General features: G+C 53.4%; 14 protein-coding genes. 8 read left to right on the top strand and 6 right to left on the bottom strand.

Going from position 1 to position 13,588, the window contains the following annotated elements:
• The first annotated feature begins 44 nt into the window (after window positions 1-44).
• Both F3J39_RS12665 and F3J39_RS12660 read left to right on the top strand, forming a co-directional pair.
• Window positions 45-1,652, top strand: coding sequence for a methyl-accepting chemotaxis protein (locus tag F3J39_RS12665; RefSeq protein WP_108569749.1), 1,608 nt, complete (start codon window positions 45-47; stop codon window positions 1,650-1,652).
• Between the two features lie 507 nt (window positions 1,653-2,159).
• The gene (locus F3J39_RS12660) at window positions 2,160-2,504 is read left to right on the top strand and encodes a hypothetical protein (RefSeq protein ID WP_166714266.1); all 345 of its coding nucleotides are present in this window, start codon (window positions 2,160-2,162) and stop codon (window positions 2,502-2,504) included.
• 34 nt (window positions 2,505-2,538) lie between these two features.
• Here F3J39_RS12660 and F3J39_RS12655 read toward each other — a convergent pair whose 3' ends face one another.
• Window positions 2,539-2,745 (bottom strand): type II toxin-antitoxin system MqsA family antitoxin, encoded by a 207-nt coding sequence (locus F3J39_RS12655; protein ID WP_071668291.1) that lies wholly within the window; start codon window positions 2,743-2,745, stop codon window positions 2,539-2,541.
• Between the two features lie 317 nt (window positions 2,746-3,062).
• Between F3J39_RS12655 and F3J39_RS12650 the strand changes: the two genes are divergently transcribed.
• Window positions 3,063-3,671: an NAD(P)-dependent oxidoreductase gene (locus tag F3J39_RS12650; protein WP_071668290.1), complete on the top strand. Its 609-nt coding sequence runs from the start codon at window positions 3,063-3,065 to the stop codon at window positions 3,669-3,671.
• A gap of 23 nt (window positions 3,672-3,694) precedes the next feature.
• Here F3J39_RS12650 and F3J39_RS12645 read toward each other — a convergent pair whose 3' ends face one another.
• Window positions 3,695-4,576, bottom strand: coding sequence for a LysR family transcriptional regulator (locus tag F3J39_RS12645; RefSeq protein WP_071668289.1), 882 nt, complete (start codon window positions 4,574-4,576; stop codon window positions 3,695-3,697).
• Window positions 4,577-4,713: 137 nt separating this feature from the next.
• Here F3J39_RS12645 and F3J39_RS12640 point away from each other — a divergent pair, with 137 nt between their 5' ends.
• Window positions 4,714-5,190, top strand: a complete 477-nt coding sequence (locus F3J39_RS12640; protein WP_166714265.1) for a glutathione peroxidase — start codon at window positions 4,714-4,716, stop codon at window positions 5,188-5,190.
• A 106-nt stretch (window positions 5,191-5,296) separates the two neighbouring features.
• Here the strand turns inward: F3J39_RS12640 and fhuE are convergent, their stop codons facing one another.
• Together fhuE and F3J39_RS12630 are read right to left on the bottom strand one after the other, a co-directional pair.
• The gene (gene fhuE, locus F3J39_RS12635) at window positions 5,297-7,453 is read right to left on the bottom strand and encodes a ferric-rhodotorulic acid/ferric-coprogen receptor FhuE (RefSeq protein ID WP_166714285.1); all 2,157 of its coding nucleotides are present in this window, start codon (window positions 7,451-7,453) and stop codon (window positions 5,297-5,299) included.
• Between the two features lie 369 nt (window positions 7,454-7,822).
• The gene (locus F3J39_RS12630; protein ID WP_166714264.1) at window positions 7,823-8,563 is read right to left on the bottom strand and encodes a sulfite exporter TauE/SafE family protein; all 741 of its coding nucleotides are present in this window, start codon (window positions 8,561-8,563) and stop codon (window positions 7,823-7,825) included.
• Between the two features lie 112 nt (window positions 8,564-8,675).
• Here F3J39_RS12630 and F3J39_RS12625 point away from each other — a divergent pair, with 112 nt between their 5' ends.
• Together F3J39_RS12625 and F3J39_RS12620 are read left to right on the top strand one after the other, a co-directional pair.
• A complete protein-coding gene (locus F3J39_RS12625; RefSeq protein WP_166714263.1) occupies window positions 8,676-9,566 on the top strand; it encodes a LysR family transcriptional regulator in 891 nt (296 codons plus the stop codon).
• Between the two features lie 240 nt (window positions 9,567-9,806).
• A complete protein-coding gene (locus F3J39_RS12620) occupies window positions 9,807-10,046 on the top strand; it encodes a hypothetical protein (RefSeq protein WP_233499571.1) in 240 nt (79 codons plus the stop codon).
• A gap of 234 nt (window positions 10,047-10,280) precedes the next feature.
• Here F3J39_RS12620 and F3J39_RS12615 read toward each other — a convergent pair whose 3' ends face one another.
• Window positions 10,281-10,661: a helix-turn-helix domain-containing protein gene (locus F3J39_RS12615; RefSeq protein WP_166714261.1), complete on the bottom strand. Its 381-nt coding sequence runs from the start codon at window positions 10,659-10,661 to the stop codon at window positions 10,281-10,283.
• Between the two features lie 172 nt (window positions 10,662-10,833).
• Between F3J39_RS12615 and F3J39_RS12610 the strand changes: the two genes are divergently transcribed.
• Window positions 10,834-11,298: an ester cyclase gene (locus tag F3J39_RS12610; RefSeq protein ID WP_108569756.1), complete on the top strand. Its 465-nt coding sequence runs from the start codon at window positions 10,834-10,836 to the stop codon at window positions 11,296-11,298.
• Between the two features lie 120 nt (window positions 11,299-11,418).
• Here F3J39_RS12610 and F3J39_RS12605 read toward each other — a convergent pair whose 3' ends face one another.
• Window positions 11,419-12,651: an MFS transporter gene (locus F3J39_RS12605; RefSeq protein WP_166714260.1), complete on the bottom strand. Its 1,233-nt coding sequence runs from the start codon at window positions 12,649-12,651 to the stop codon at window positions 11,419-11,421.
• A gap of 133 nt (window positions 12,652-12,784) precedes the next feature.
• Between F3J39_RS12605 and F3J39_RS12600 the strand changes: the two genes are divergently transcribed.
• On the top strand, window positions 12,785-13,558 hold the full coding sequence (locus F3J39_RS12600; protein WP_166714259.1) for a helix-turn-helix transcriptional regulator: 774 nt from the start codon (window positions 12,785-12,787) through the stop codon (window positions 13,556-13,558).
• The last annotated feature ends 30 nt before the right edge of the window (window positions 13,559-13,588 follow it).

The raw sequence follows: 13,588 nt of genomic DNA, 5'->3' as shown, positions 1-13,588 counted from the left end.
TGTGTGCCTTTGCGCCGGGGTGTAACGCTATTAAGGATAATAATATGACCATCTCGCAACGCCTGCTGCTCACGTTTTCTATGCTGTTCGGCGCGATTATTCTACAGGCTCTTCTGGCTATCTCCCTGCTCTCAGGCTTTCAGGAGCGCTTTGAATTCGTACAGGACAATGCCATCCCTTCAATAAAAGATCTCAGTGAGCTGGTGGATCAGAGCAATCAGCTGGCGCTGCTGCTCTATAAGCATCAGTCTCAGCCTGATGAGCGCGCGCTCCCGGTAGTGGAAAGCAGCATTCATCAACAGCTCGGGCTGCTGAAAACGCATACCGATTATTATCTCGCGCATGAGATATCGAGCGAGGAGGATAAGCGCCTTACTGAAGTCGCCTACGCCAGCCTGCAACGCGTTAACGACCACCTTCCGGCATTTCTCAGCGCCTCCCGTCAGCATCAAAACGCGGTCAGTCTGGCGTTGATTGAAGGCGAACAGGGGATCGGCGCCGCTATCCGGGAGCTTATCCGCGGCTATCAGCAGCAGCTGGAACTGAACATCACTATCAGCAATACGCTGCGCGCTGCCAACCGCGCAACATTCCATAATGTCCTGTGGGCCACCATCGCCGGCGTGGTCGCGACGGTCGTTGTTTTTGGTATCTTCGCGACCCTGACAGTGCTGCGCATTCGTCGCAGCCTGAGCCACGCCGGTCAGGTCATGCTGCGCGCCAGTGATAATCTCGATCTGACTCTGAATGCTGACGCTACGCGCCGCGATGAGGTGGGTAATATGGCTCAGGCATTCAACACGCTGATAGGTAACGTGGCCACCTCGCTGTCGGCGGTGCAGCACGCGTCCCGTTCGGTCAGCGGAGCAGCGGCAGAAATCAGCGCCGGTAATCAGGATCTCTCGGCACGTTCAGAAGAGCAGGCGGCTTCGCTGGAGCAGACCGCTGCCAGCATGACCGAGCTGGGCGAAACCGTACGCCAGACGGCTGATAATACCCGTCAGGCCAGCAGTCTGGCAGAACATGCCAGTACGCTGTCGGAACAGAGTAGCCAGTCACTCACTACCCTGCTCACCACCATGGGTGATATCCGCAGCAGCTCACGCAGCGTCACCGAGATTGTCTCGCTGATAGAAGGGATCGCTTTTCAGACCAATATTCTGGCGCTGAACGCTGCTGTCGAAGCCGCTCGCGCCGGCGAACACGGCAAAGGCTTTGCCGTTGTTGCCGGTGAAGTGCGGAACCTGTCGCAGCGTTCAACGTCTGCGGCACGGGAAATTAAAGTGCTGATTGAAAACGCACATCGCCTGACTGAAGCCGGGGCCGCACAGGCCAGCCACGTCAGCCAGAATATGCAGATAATGAATGATGCCATTCATCAGGTCAGCGCTCTGATGGGCGAGATTGCCGCCGCCGCCGTTGAGCAGAGTCAGGGCATAATGCAGGTTCAGCAGGCCGTCAATCAGATGGATGACGTAACGCAGCAGAACGCCGCGCTGGTGGAGCAGGCTTCTGCCGCCTCGCAGTCCCTGCAGGATCAGGCAGAGATGCTCAGCCAGCTGGCGGCGAAATTTATTCTCACCGCCGAGCCTGAAACCGCCCCGGCAGCGACCGGCGACTCAGCCGCAGCACCGGCATTCGCCTTTTCATAATACGGGAGCAAACCGGCGCAACCGTTTCTGCAGCGATCGGATGAGCGCCCTGTTCATCTCCTCTGGCGCCTGCCCGCGACGGCGGGCAATGGCGGCAGAGCGATGCGGTTACGTCACTTCTGCGTTGATATCTGAAACGTTCAGAAACGAGCCGCAATAAAAGTCACGATCGTTTCGGGCAAAGAATAATCTTAAAGTTAGCTTAAGACTAAGACTGTAATCTGTTGAGTGCGCACTGCACATGCGATGCACGCGCGTACGAAGATGGTAATTTCTGGAATAATTTGCCCGCCCTGCGCGGGTTTTTTTAAGTCAAATTTGCACTAATCCCCGATAAAGCCACCACGCTTCGCTTTTTATCAGTACCACTCTAATATGAAGGCGGCGATAACGTTTGTGATCATCACGCCTGCACGCTTTTTTTGCCTGCAAAAACAGTACCTTTACGCACCGGAGAGATAGCCTATGCTGGCTGCACAATAAAATTCCACGTTAGAGGGATCTGTTATGTTTGCTGCGTCCGTACCCTGCACCAAAGAAGTCATGCCGTTGTATCATGAGATCATTGATACCGTTAATCTGAACGGCGTACGCTGCCACATCATCTATAACAGCGTGGCACCCAGCGTCAGCGTAATAGTGGCGGAGGTAAGCGAAATGCAGCATCGGGTGCTGGCTGTGCTAGAGCTGGAGCGCGTGAATGGGATTAATACTCTGCTGCGCATCAAATCATTTAGTACGACGTCTGAACAGAAGCTGGCTGGCACTATCGTAATTGAACCCTGCGGCCTGGCTGCAGCCCTCTATAAAGCGCTGACAATAAAAAAGCATATTACGCTGACAGGATTGTAAGGCATGAAGCGCCCGCAGCGTGCGGGCTCTTCTGTCACTTTGTATCAGCTGCCGCAGCTTCCAGCGCATTAACCTTTTCCAGATATGAATCAGCCTCAGCCTTATCCATAATCACCTGGGCGCAGGCCATGCAATGGCTGCCTTTAACATCGGGTACGATGTCATCAGGATTACCTGTATTGAGCGGTACATCTCGCGTGTCGTAAACAAAAGCTTCTGAGCCACATGCCGGACATTTCATGCTATTTCTCCCTTTTCAAACCGGTGAAACAATCATAGCTGACAGACCTCAACCCGGCTGGCAACGGCTGACCAAATTATGCGGCGTCAGCATCACTATCCTGAGACATCGTCACCAGATTCGATAATTTCAGATATTTCACACTCTCGTTTAATCGCCCGCAACGCCCTGCCCCGGCTTAAGCATAAACAGGTGATTCGCTCATTTTATGCAACAGTTTGTCTCCTGGAGTGCTGTTTATCACTTTGCAGCGTACAGATAGAGTGTGTGTTATCAGCAACGGCCTCAGAGGCCCGATAAAACTCAGGAGCAGCAAAATGAAAATTGCATTGATTGGCGCATCCGGACAGGCGGGTTCCCGCATTCTTCACGAACTGACTGCACGCGGCCATACAGTAACGGCTATTGCGCGCAATGCGGATAAGATTTCGCCAGCTGAAGGCGTTATTCCGGCCGCGGGTGATATCAACGATCCGCAGGCGCTGGCAGAGGTGCTGGCCGGGCACGATGCCGTGATCAGCTCAGTACACTTCAGCGCCAGCGATCCCGATAAACTGGTCGACGCGGTAAAAGCGTCAGGTGTAAAACGCTATTACGTTGTTGGCGGCGCAGGCAGCCTGGAAGTTGCGCCAGGCGTAAAAGTGATCGATACCCCCACCTTCCCGGAAATGTACAAAACGGAAGCTGAGGCGGGCGTGCGCTTTCTGGAAAAACTGCGTGCACAGCATGACCTTACCTGGACCTTTCTTTCGCCATCCGCCCTGTTCACGGCGGGCGAACGCACCGGTAAATTTCGCCTGGGGAAAGATACGCTGCTGACCAATGAGCAGGGTAGCAGCATTTCGTTTGAAGATTACGCCATTGCGATGGCTGATGAGATTGAAACCCCGGCGCACGCTAACCAGCGCTTTACCGTGGGTTATTAATGGTCGAAGCGCAGAGACGCACCTCAGGGCAGCCTGAGGTGCTTGACCAGATAGTCGATCAATACGCGCTGCGCCTGCGGCATCTTTTTCTGCGTGAGATAGACTGCACTGACCGCCAGCCGATCGGGTTCATATTCCGGCAGCAGCCTGACTAACCTGCCCGCTGCAATCTCCTCCTGCACGGCAAACAGCGGGAGCACAGCCATTCCGCCCCCCATTTTTACCGCTTTCAGCAAAATCGCTGCTTCATTGGTGCTGATACTGCCTGTTACGGGCAGGTCGATGACTTCATTTTCATGATGAAACCGCCACGCATGACCAAAACAGCTATAGGTCAGACAGTTATGATCCTGCAGCTCGCGCAGGCTGCCGGGGGTGCCCTGTTTATCCAGATAGGCTTTGCTGGCGCACAGCACTGAGGAGCAGTATCCAAGGTGACGCGCGTAAAGCGCCGGGGCGAGTGTGGCGGCGATGCGGATAGCCAGATCGATCCCCTCTTCTGCCAGATCAAGCGACCTGCCTGTAACCTGCAGATTAACCTCTATTTCCGGGTAGATTTGCAGAAAATCGATCAGCATGCCCGTCAGGCAGCACTCGGCCAGCAGGGCGTCAGCGGTGACTTTCAGTTTACCTCTCGGTACGGCAGTGATCCCCGGCCCCATCGCGGTAAGTCCGTCGACGAGCGTCCTGATCTCCTGACACAGCAGCAGTGCCTGCTCGCCGGCGACGGTCAGGCTGAGTTTGCGTGTCGTGCGGTGCAGCAAACGCGAACCTGTCCACTCCTCCATCAGCGCAATGTAGCGTGATGCCATAGCCCGCGACAGGCCCAGATGCTCTGCCGCCGCCGTTATGCTGCCTCGCTTTGCCGTCTCTGCAAAGACGATAAGCGCTGTGATCCTGTCCATTCACTCACCTCGTGCAACAATGCACCTGAAGTATGCCTGTTTTACTGTTGCGGCGTCTGATTATCATTAACAGCGGTAAACCCTGCAGGATGTTGATGATATCATCGCAGAATCTGTTGAGATCTGAGGCCACCCGCATGACCGTTTTTTACCAATTCTCCGCAACCCGCCTGCAGGGTGAGCCGGTTTCAATGTCTGACTACGCCGGTAAACTGGTTCTGGTGGTGAATACCGCCAGCCACTGCGGGTTTACGCGCCAGTATGCGGGCCTTGAAGCGCTCTGGCAGAAGTACGCGGCACAGGGGCTGGTGATACTCGGTTTCCCCTGCAACCAGTTTGGCAAGCAGGAGCCCGGCACTGCCAGTGAGATTGCGCAGACGTGCCATATTAACTACGGGGTAAGCTTCCCGATGTTTGAAAAAACCGAGGTTAACGGAGCCGCAGCACATCCGCTGTTTGATTATCTTAAGACGGAATTACCTGGCCTCGCGGGCAGGCGAATCAAGTGGAACTTTACGAAGTTTCTCGTCGGACGCGACGGCCAGCCGTTAAAACGTTTTGCCCCCATCACCTCACCGGAAAAGATGGAGCCGGCGATCGTTGCGGCTTTGTGATTTAACGCGGCGGGTGCGCAGGATCTCATCTGCGGCAGGCGAAACGCATGACGTCTGAGACAGGCGTGATGATGCGAAAAGCTGGCCCCGGCAGGGCCAGCCGAAATCAGAAGCTGTAATTAAAGCTGACTGAATAATTTGCCGGCTCGTTGAACGCCACACCGCCCGCCGGGTTGGTGTTATATTCACGATCAAACAGGTTTTTAACGTTACCCTGCACAGAGAGTTCGCGGGTAACCTGATAGCGTGCAAACAGGTTGACCAGCGGATAGCTTCCCTGATAGACACGTTCAGTCTCGCCGGCAGGATTAATCGCTTCCTTATAGGTGCGATTCTGCCAGTTAATTCCCCCGCCGACGGTCAGGTCAGACAGCATTGGCAGAGTGTAGCTGGTGAACAGTTTCAGGCTTGTCTGCGGCATATAAGGATTAGTGCGATCGCCGTCCGCATCCTTAGCCACATAGCGTGTGGCACCAAACGTTAACTTCAGGTTGTCTGTGACCGCACCATTGATCTCAAAGTCCACGCCGCGGCTGACCACGCCTTTGGACGATTTATAGGCGTTTTCACTACTATTGTTTACGTATCTGTTGCTCTGTACCTGTCCGAGATTCTCCTGCTCAATACGGAACACCGACAGGCTCGCCGTAATATCGCCGTTATCCCAGTCGCCTTTGATGCCCGCTTCGTAATCCTTACCCGTAACGGGCTTCAGGTAATTTCCCTGCTGGTCACGATACGTCTGCGGCTGGAAAATGGAGGTATAGCTGGCGAAAGCAGAGTAATTTTCATTGATGTCATAAACCAGGCCGCCGTAAGGCGTGATGTTATTCTTTTCCGTATCCGCCAGGGTGCCGTGCGCGCTGTACTGAGTGTAGCGTGCGCCTGCGATCAGCGAGAGCGGATCGGTCAGCGAGAATCGCGCTGCAGCATAGCCCGCCTTCTGCCGGATGGTATCTTCAGAAGAGAGCGCCCATGCTGGCCAGTCGGGCTCAGCCACATCGCCACTCCAGCTGTTCCAGTCACCAATTTCCGCAGGGGAGAGAATGGACGTTGAGTAGAGATAGCGGTTGCGCTGGCGGCTGTAATCCACCCCTGCCACCAGCTGATGTTGACGACCAAACATTTCAAACGGCCCGGTTGCATAAGCGTCTACCGCCGTCTGGGTGCGAAGCCCCTTATACCATCCCGCATAACCGTAACCATTGCTGTTAAATATACCGGTGGTCTGGTCCGGATATCCCGTCATGTAGAGCAGCTTGCTGTCAAAATCGGATTCGGTATGCGTGCCGTTCACCCGCACCTGCCAGCCGTTATCAAAGTTCGTCGTCAGGTTTGCAAAGACCTTACGGGACAGAATGTTGTAGTGGGTCCAGTCGGCAGAAGGGTTATCTGACCGATCGTAGTGAATTTTGCTACCGTTGCTGTACCAGAGAGGCAGGCCGCCCCAGGTCGGGCCATCAGTATTGCGTGACTGATAGTCATACCCCAGTTCCAGAGTGGTGTTGTCGGTGAGATCTGCCGCCACGGTGGCATACAGAAACTTCTTACGCTTATGGTAGCGGTCAACCCAGCTATCCTGATCCTGATACCCTGTCACCACGCGGCCGCGCAGCGTGCCGGAATCATTCAGCGGTCCGGAGAGGTCGGCTACATAGCGCTGATTGTCCCAGCTCCCGTAACTTGCGGAGAGATCGCCGGCAAAGGTTTTGCTGTCAGCTTTCTTGCGGATCATGTTTATCGCAGCCCCCGGATTGCCGGTGCCGGTCATTAATCCGGTGGAGCCGCGTACGATATCGATACGCTCATAGATCGCGGAGTCACTGTCGGTTTCACCAAAGTTCCACGCGCCGGTCTGCGTGGAAGGAATATCATCGTAGGTGTAGTTGTTGATGTAGAAGCCACGGGAATAAAAATCCACGCGCTCGGAGTCATTCTGTGACGCCGAAATACCGGTCACGTTCGCCAGCGCATCGCCCAGGTTTTGCAGGTTCTGATCTTTAATACGCTGCCGGGTCAGCACGCTGACCGACTGCGGTATATCACGCTGAGTCAGATTCAGTTTGGTTCCGGCGCGCGTGGCCGGAACGGTATAAGCGCGTGCGGGATCAGATGTGCTGTCATCACTGGTATCAGCGGTGACCACCAGCGACTGCTCGTTGCGAAGATCGCTCTCTGCTGCAAACGCGCTTTGAAGAGTCACGGCTTCGATAATAGCGAGCGTTAATAGTGAATAACAAAACGTTTTGGTCATGCCTGGCATGGCAATGGCGCGAATAGTAGAAATCTCTTTGAAAGACAATTAAATACCTCATTTATTATAGTTAATGCTTTTGACTTACCAGCCTTATATGCCATTCAGAAAGTGCATATATATGCCAGACACAGGTCATGCACTCGCTATAGTAAATGCAAATGATATTGATTGTCATTTAGTTTATTATCAAAACTCGCCCTCCTCTGCTGCAATGCGCGCATGCTGATGTGCAACTGCAATGACAAACCGGTGACGTTTAAAAATGGATAGCTATCAGAGCCGTTTACCTTAAGTCCCTGCCGGGTGAATGTGACGAGGATGCTGCAAATAGCCGGCGCGTTGTCATCATATTGATGGGGTCTGCTTTGTGGTAAATCAGACCAGGGAACGGGAGATAAGCTCTGCTCCCAACACCATCAGGAGCAGGAGAAAACAGCGTCTGAAAAGCCGCGCGCTGATATGCATCCGCAGTTGCTGTCCCAGCCACATACCCGCCAGCGCAGGTAATACGGACGTCAATGAGAGTGAGAGCTGCTCCGTTGTAAAGGAGCTGTGCAAATAAAGCCCTGCAGAGAGCCCTATCGTCGAAACGGTGAATGAGAGGCCCAGCGCCTGGATAAGCTCATCTTTACTAAAGTGAAGCGACTGAAGAAATGGCACGGCCGGCATAACAAATACGCCTGTTGCGCCGGTAATCACGCCGGTTATGCCACCAATAATGGGTGACAGCCATTTCTCCGTGGTCAGTGAAACCGCAAAAGCAGGTGAAGCCAGTGCAAAGAGAGCATAGATAATTAACATCCCGCCCAGACCACAGGCTGACCAGATGGGATCAACGCTGACAAGCAGCGAAGAAGCTGCGATTGTGCCCGTTAAACTAAGCAGCATCATCAGCCACAGACGGCGGATAATCGGCAGCGCTGAAGGGCCGGTAAAGAGCTGCAGCACATTGGTGACAAAAGAAGGAATAACCAGCAGAGCCGCTGCGGCTGGCGGAGACATAAGCAGGCCAAGTAATCCCATAGCCACCGTTGGTAAGCCCATTCCGGTTACGCCTTTAACAAAGCCGGCGAGTATAAAAATGATAAAAAAAGTGAGATAAAGTTGTTCGCTCATAAAACCGCCCCGCCTGATGATTGCAGTGATTCAACCATCCCGGCGATCGGTGGACAATCTGGTTTAAGCGCATCATGCTTCGGATAATCCGAAGGCTGAAAATGAGGTCACTATGAAGCTGGATTTTTCTGACCTGAAACTTGTCGTCTCCATTGCTGATGCAGGCAGTATTACCCAGGGGGCGCGGCATGCCTGCCTGGCAATCGGCTCAGCCAGTGAAAGACTCAGATCCATAGAAGCCGATATCGGGGCAAAGCTGTTTACCCGCCATCCGAGAGGGATCATTCTTACTGAGGCTGGCGAAATCCTGATCTGTCATGCACGTGAGCTACTCTTCCGCCAGGAGAAGCTGAAAGCTGAGCTGGGCGCTTACATTACTGGCGTAACCGGAAAAATAGGGTTGTATGCCAACACCTCAGCCATGACCGGGTTTCTGCCCGGCAGGCTTGCGCGATGGCTGGCAGAATATCCGGATGTGACTATTGAGCTGGGAGAGCGGAGCAGCGCAGATACCATTAACAGCATACATAATGGCACCGCTGAAGCAGGCCTCGTCTCAGATGCGGTTGATGCGCGCAACCTCACGCTTGAACCCGTAGCAGATGACAATCTTGTTCTGATTGTTCCATCCTCTCATGCGCTTGGTTCGAGAAAGCATGTCTGTCTCGCCGACGTCTATGATGAGGCTTTTATTGGTTTATACCCCGGAAATGCGTTGCAGGATCATATCAGCGGACATGCCAGAGCGTCTGGCCACTCACTGAACTATCGCATCAGAATGAGCGATTTTGAGGGAATGTGCGAAATGGTCAGTAACGGTATCGGCGCAGGCGTTCTTCCTTTATTGACTGCTGAACGTTTCAGTAGCAAATTCCTTTACCGCATAGTGCCTCTCACCGACCCGTGGGCGCAGCGGCGGATCTGCATTTGTTATAAAACGCCGCAATCGCTTAGTCCCGGCATGGCCAGACTGCTCGCTTTTCTCAGAATAAAGGAAATGTAATTCTCTTGTTAAGCCGTTTTGAATTATTCCGTTAGCTTTAAACAGTCTTAAATTCAGCGTGCCAGCGTTAAAAGCATGCGGCAGGCTGAACGCTTTTTATTATCAGAGGTACTGATGAAAACGCTGGTTATGTCTCTGCTCTTCATTCCATTCATATCGGATGCTGCCCTGACCGCACCTGATTATCCTGGCTGCAATGTCAACGTACAGCGTCAGATTACAGGCGAAACGGGAGGATCAATGTCCGACCCGCTGCAGGCTCATATCTCTGTACGCGCTAATATCCTGCAGGCAGATATCGGTACTGCCCGCAAAGCGCGTGTTCTGACTCAGTTGCGCGCCGATAAACTCTGGCAGCGTGTTGAGGTCGTGCGGCGTGATACTGACAGGTTAGTACAGAAACAAGGTTTTCTGAGTGCAGCTGAGCGTGCAAGTTACGATCGTGAACTGGATGATGTGGCCGCAGTGCTCTGTAGATAAATTGCCGGCTGCTTGTCTGGGGAACAGTACCAGGCAAAGTCATACGCGCGTTCAACAGCCAGGAGCCGTTACAACAACAGGGCATGACAGCGGCCGGAAATGACGCTCCATCGGGCGCTCAGGATTCATGCGGCAGACCTTCCCTGCCAGCATTGTGTTGCCAGGGTTTCCTCCCGACACAGATCCTGTTCAGCATACAGATATACCTGAGGTCGCAAACAGGTATGCCTCGTGCTATACCTTACGCTGCCGGTGCATTTTTCGGGATCGACAGATACTGGCGTGGTTTTGTTCTGCCCAGTAAATAAGCTGTTGCATCGGTACCAGAAAAGATCTTCCGAGGTTCGTCAGCGCATACTCAACGCGGGGAGGAATTTCTGCATATACTGTCCGGCTGATATAACCATCTGTTTCGAGACGTTTTAGCGTTCGGGAAAGCATTTGCCGTGAAATATCTTCAATTTCCCGATTCAGCTCATTAAACCGTATTGTACGTTCTGCCAGCGCTTCGAGAATAAGTAAACTCCACTGATCCCCTATCTGATCCAGCACATCGCGTATCGGACAGAGCTGCCCGTATTGAGTGATAATTTCATCATCATTTTCATTTCCCATTTTTTGATATTGCCTCGTATTTGTCAGTCACTTTTCTGTGACCAGGTAAGAAAATTGTGACCTCTTGTTGAGGGCCAGAAAGCAAGGTAACCTGAATTTGTTCTACGGTCTATTTTTGTGACCACCTTTATATATCAATTCATCCAGAAGAGTTTTTGACAGGAGATCAATAATGAAGAAACGTATTCAGGCCGTGGTATTTATTACCGGAATGCTTATGGCCGGTTCTGCCCTGTCGGCTCAGACAGAAGCCGAACGTACAGATGAAGAAGCAAACCGCAGGCTGGTAATAGATTTTTATGATCGGTTTTTTAATCGTCATGAGACCAGGGAAGCAGCCAAAGTCGTGGCTGATAATTACCGTCAGCACAACCCGGAAGTCCCGGACGGGAAAGCACCGTTCGTCGACTATTTTACCGGTTTTTTCAGGGACAATCCGCAGTCGCATGCACGCATTGTACGCAGCGCTGTCGATGGCGACCTGGTATGGTTGCAGGTTCATTCGGTCAATAACAATCACGATCGCGGTCAGGCTGTGCTTGACATATTTCGGGTCAGCGAAGGAAAAATAGTAGAGCACTGGGATATTATTCAGAATGTACCGGAGCAGTCGGCCAACGGTAATACAATGTTTTAATTCTACGGCGGGTTAATTCAGCGCTTCCTCTTTTGATATATCTTCGGGCTTTTCTGACAAACCCGAAGATACACCTTGCCGCAACCACGTTATGTGTTAAACGATATACCGGGATTATGTTTACCGGCGTTGTTTTGTATCTGGCATAAACAGCGTAGCGAAGCCCAGCAGCGGCAGAAAAGCGCACAGGCCATAAACCCACTCAATACCGTATATATCTGCCATCTTGCCAAGACCGGCGGCGGCGAGCCCGCTGACGCCAAACATGGTACCAAACATGATCCCGGCGACCATCCCTGCACGACCCGGGACAATTTCCTGAGCGTAAACCACCAGCGCAGAGAAAGCTGAAGAGAGGATCAGGCCGATAAAGATGGTGAACACAATGGTCCAGACCAGGCCAACGTGTGGCAGTAACAGTGAAAACGGAATAACGCCTAAGAACGAGATCCAGACCACCGCCTTACGACCGATGCGATCGCCTATAGGTCCGCCGGCAAACGTCCCGACCGCCACTGCCGCCAGAAACGCAAACAGGCAGAACTGCGCGTGCTCCAGCGGCATGCTGAAGCGGTGGACGAGATAAAACGTAAAATAGTTACTCAGCGAAGCGATATAAGTAAATTTCGCGAACATCAGAACGCTGACCACAGCCAGCGCCTGAAAAACTTTTGCTCTGGAAAACGTCTGCAGTGGGGTGCTGCCGTGGCGCTTCATGTGCGCCTGACCGTGGCGGGCAGACCACTGGCTAAGCCGGGTCAGAATTACAATCGCGACCAGCGCACACAGCATTAGCCAGGCAACAGAGAGCTGGCCATGAGGAATAATCAGCAGCGCGGCCAGCAGAGGGCCAAACGCCGATCCCGCATTTCCGCCAACCTGAAAAGCGGACTGCGCGGTGCCAAACCGCCCTCCCGACGCCATGCGGGCGATGCGCGAGGCTTCCGGATGAAAGACGGACGATCCAACGCCAATCAGCGCAGCGGCAACTAAAATGACTAAAAAATTGCCGGCAACCGCGAGCAGCCCGATCCCCAGCAAGGTGACGCCCATGCCCGCAGGCAGCAGAAAGGGTCTGGGGTGTTTATCCGTGTAAAGCCCGACCCAGGGCTGAAGCAGGGACGCCGTTATCTGATAGACGAGAGAAATCAGGCCAATCTGCGCGTAGGTAAGCGTAAAGTTCGCCTTAAGCATGGGATAGATTGAAGGCAGTACGGCCTGAATCATATCATTACAGCCGTGCGCGAGCGCGGTAGCGCCTACGATACTGACCAGGAACCCCTGAGCGGGACTGGCTGTTTCCGCGGCAGGGATCGCCGGAGAAGGTTCAGATTCTGTAGAGTGTGAAGCCATAGTCATGTCTCTTTGCGGGTGAAGGTAAGTCGGTTTTAATTGTCTGGTTTTTGCTACAGTTTGCCGTAATAGCGGCGTTTAGCCAGTCAGGATGCCCAGACGGATAATCATACATGCAGGGCTTTAATCTGAAATGCCAGACAATATAGATAAAAAGCCAGGAGACGATAAGACAATCGAATGGTCTGCGCTTGCCAAACGCTGCCAGCGGGGAGATATCGATCCGCCTCATTACCACGTTGAGGGACAGCTGCTGTATGCAACTCAGGGAGTGATGCTGGTTGAGACGGGCGATAAACACTGGGTAATTCCCCCGCAGCGGGCGCTCTGGCTCCCGGCGCTTCAGGAACATAGCTACAGCCTGCTTTCACATACCGAACTCCGCACGCTCTATTTCAGCCGCAGTCTTATTGATGCATGCAGCCGCTTTACCAAAAGTGACGCCGTCCACGTCATCACAGCGACGCCTCTGGTTAAAGAGCTGATAGCCGGACTGTTCAGCACCGGCTACCAGGCGGGCAGCCAGCGGACAATGGCGCTGTTGTTAATGGAAATCCTCAGTGAAGCAGAGCATCAAATGACCGAACTGCCCATGCCGCAGGACGAGCGCCTGTCCCGGGTCGCCACCGAGCTGCTGGTAAACCAGCGCTGGGCAACGTCAATGAGCGACATGGCGGATCTGGCGACGATGTCAGAGCGTACCTTCTCCCGGCTTTTTATCCGTGATACCGGGTTCAGCTTCAGAAACTGGAAGCAGCGGGCGCGGATCTGTATCTCGCTGGATCTGCTCTCAGCGGGTACGCCTGTTAAACAGGTCGCTTATCAGCTCGGATTCTCCTGCCCGGCTGCGTTTACGGCAGCCTTTCGTTCAGTGCTGGGCGTCACTCCGCACGGTTTTTTGACCTGAATGATGTCCTGGCCTGACGCAGGTCGGGTG

This window comes from Pantoea sp. Acro-807 (assembly GCF_011752675.1).
Lineage (GTDB): Bacteria > Pseudomonadota > Gammaproteobacteria > Enterobacterales > Enterobacteriaceae > Pantoea > Pantoea eucrina.
This window is presented reverse-complemented; position numbering and strand designations above follow the sequence as displayed.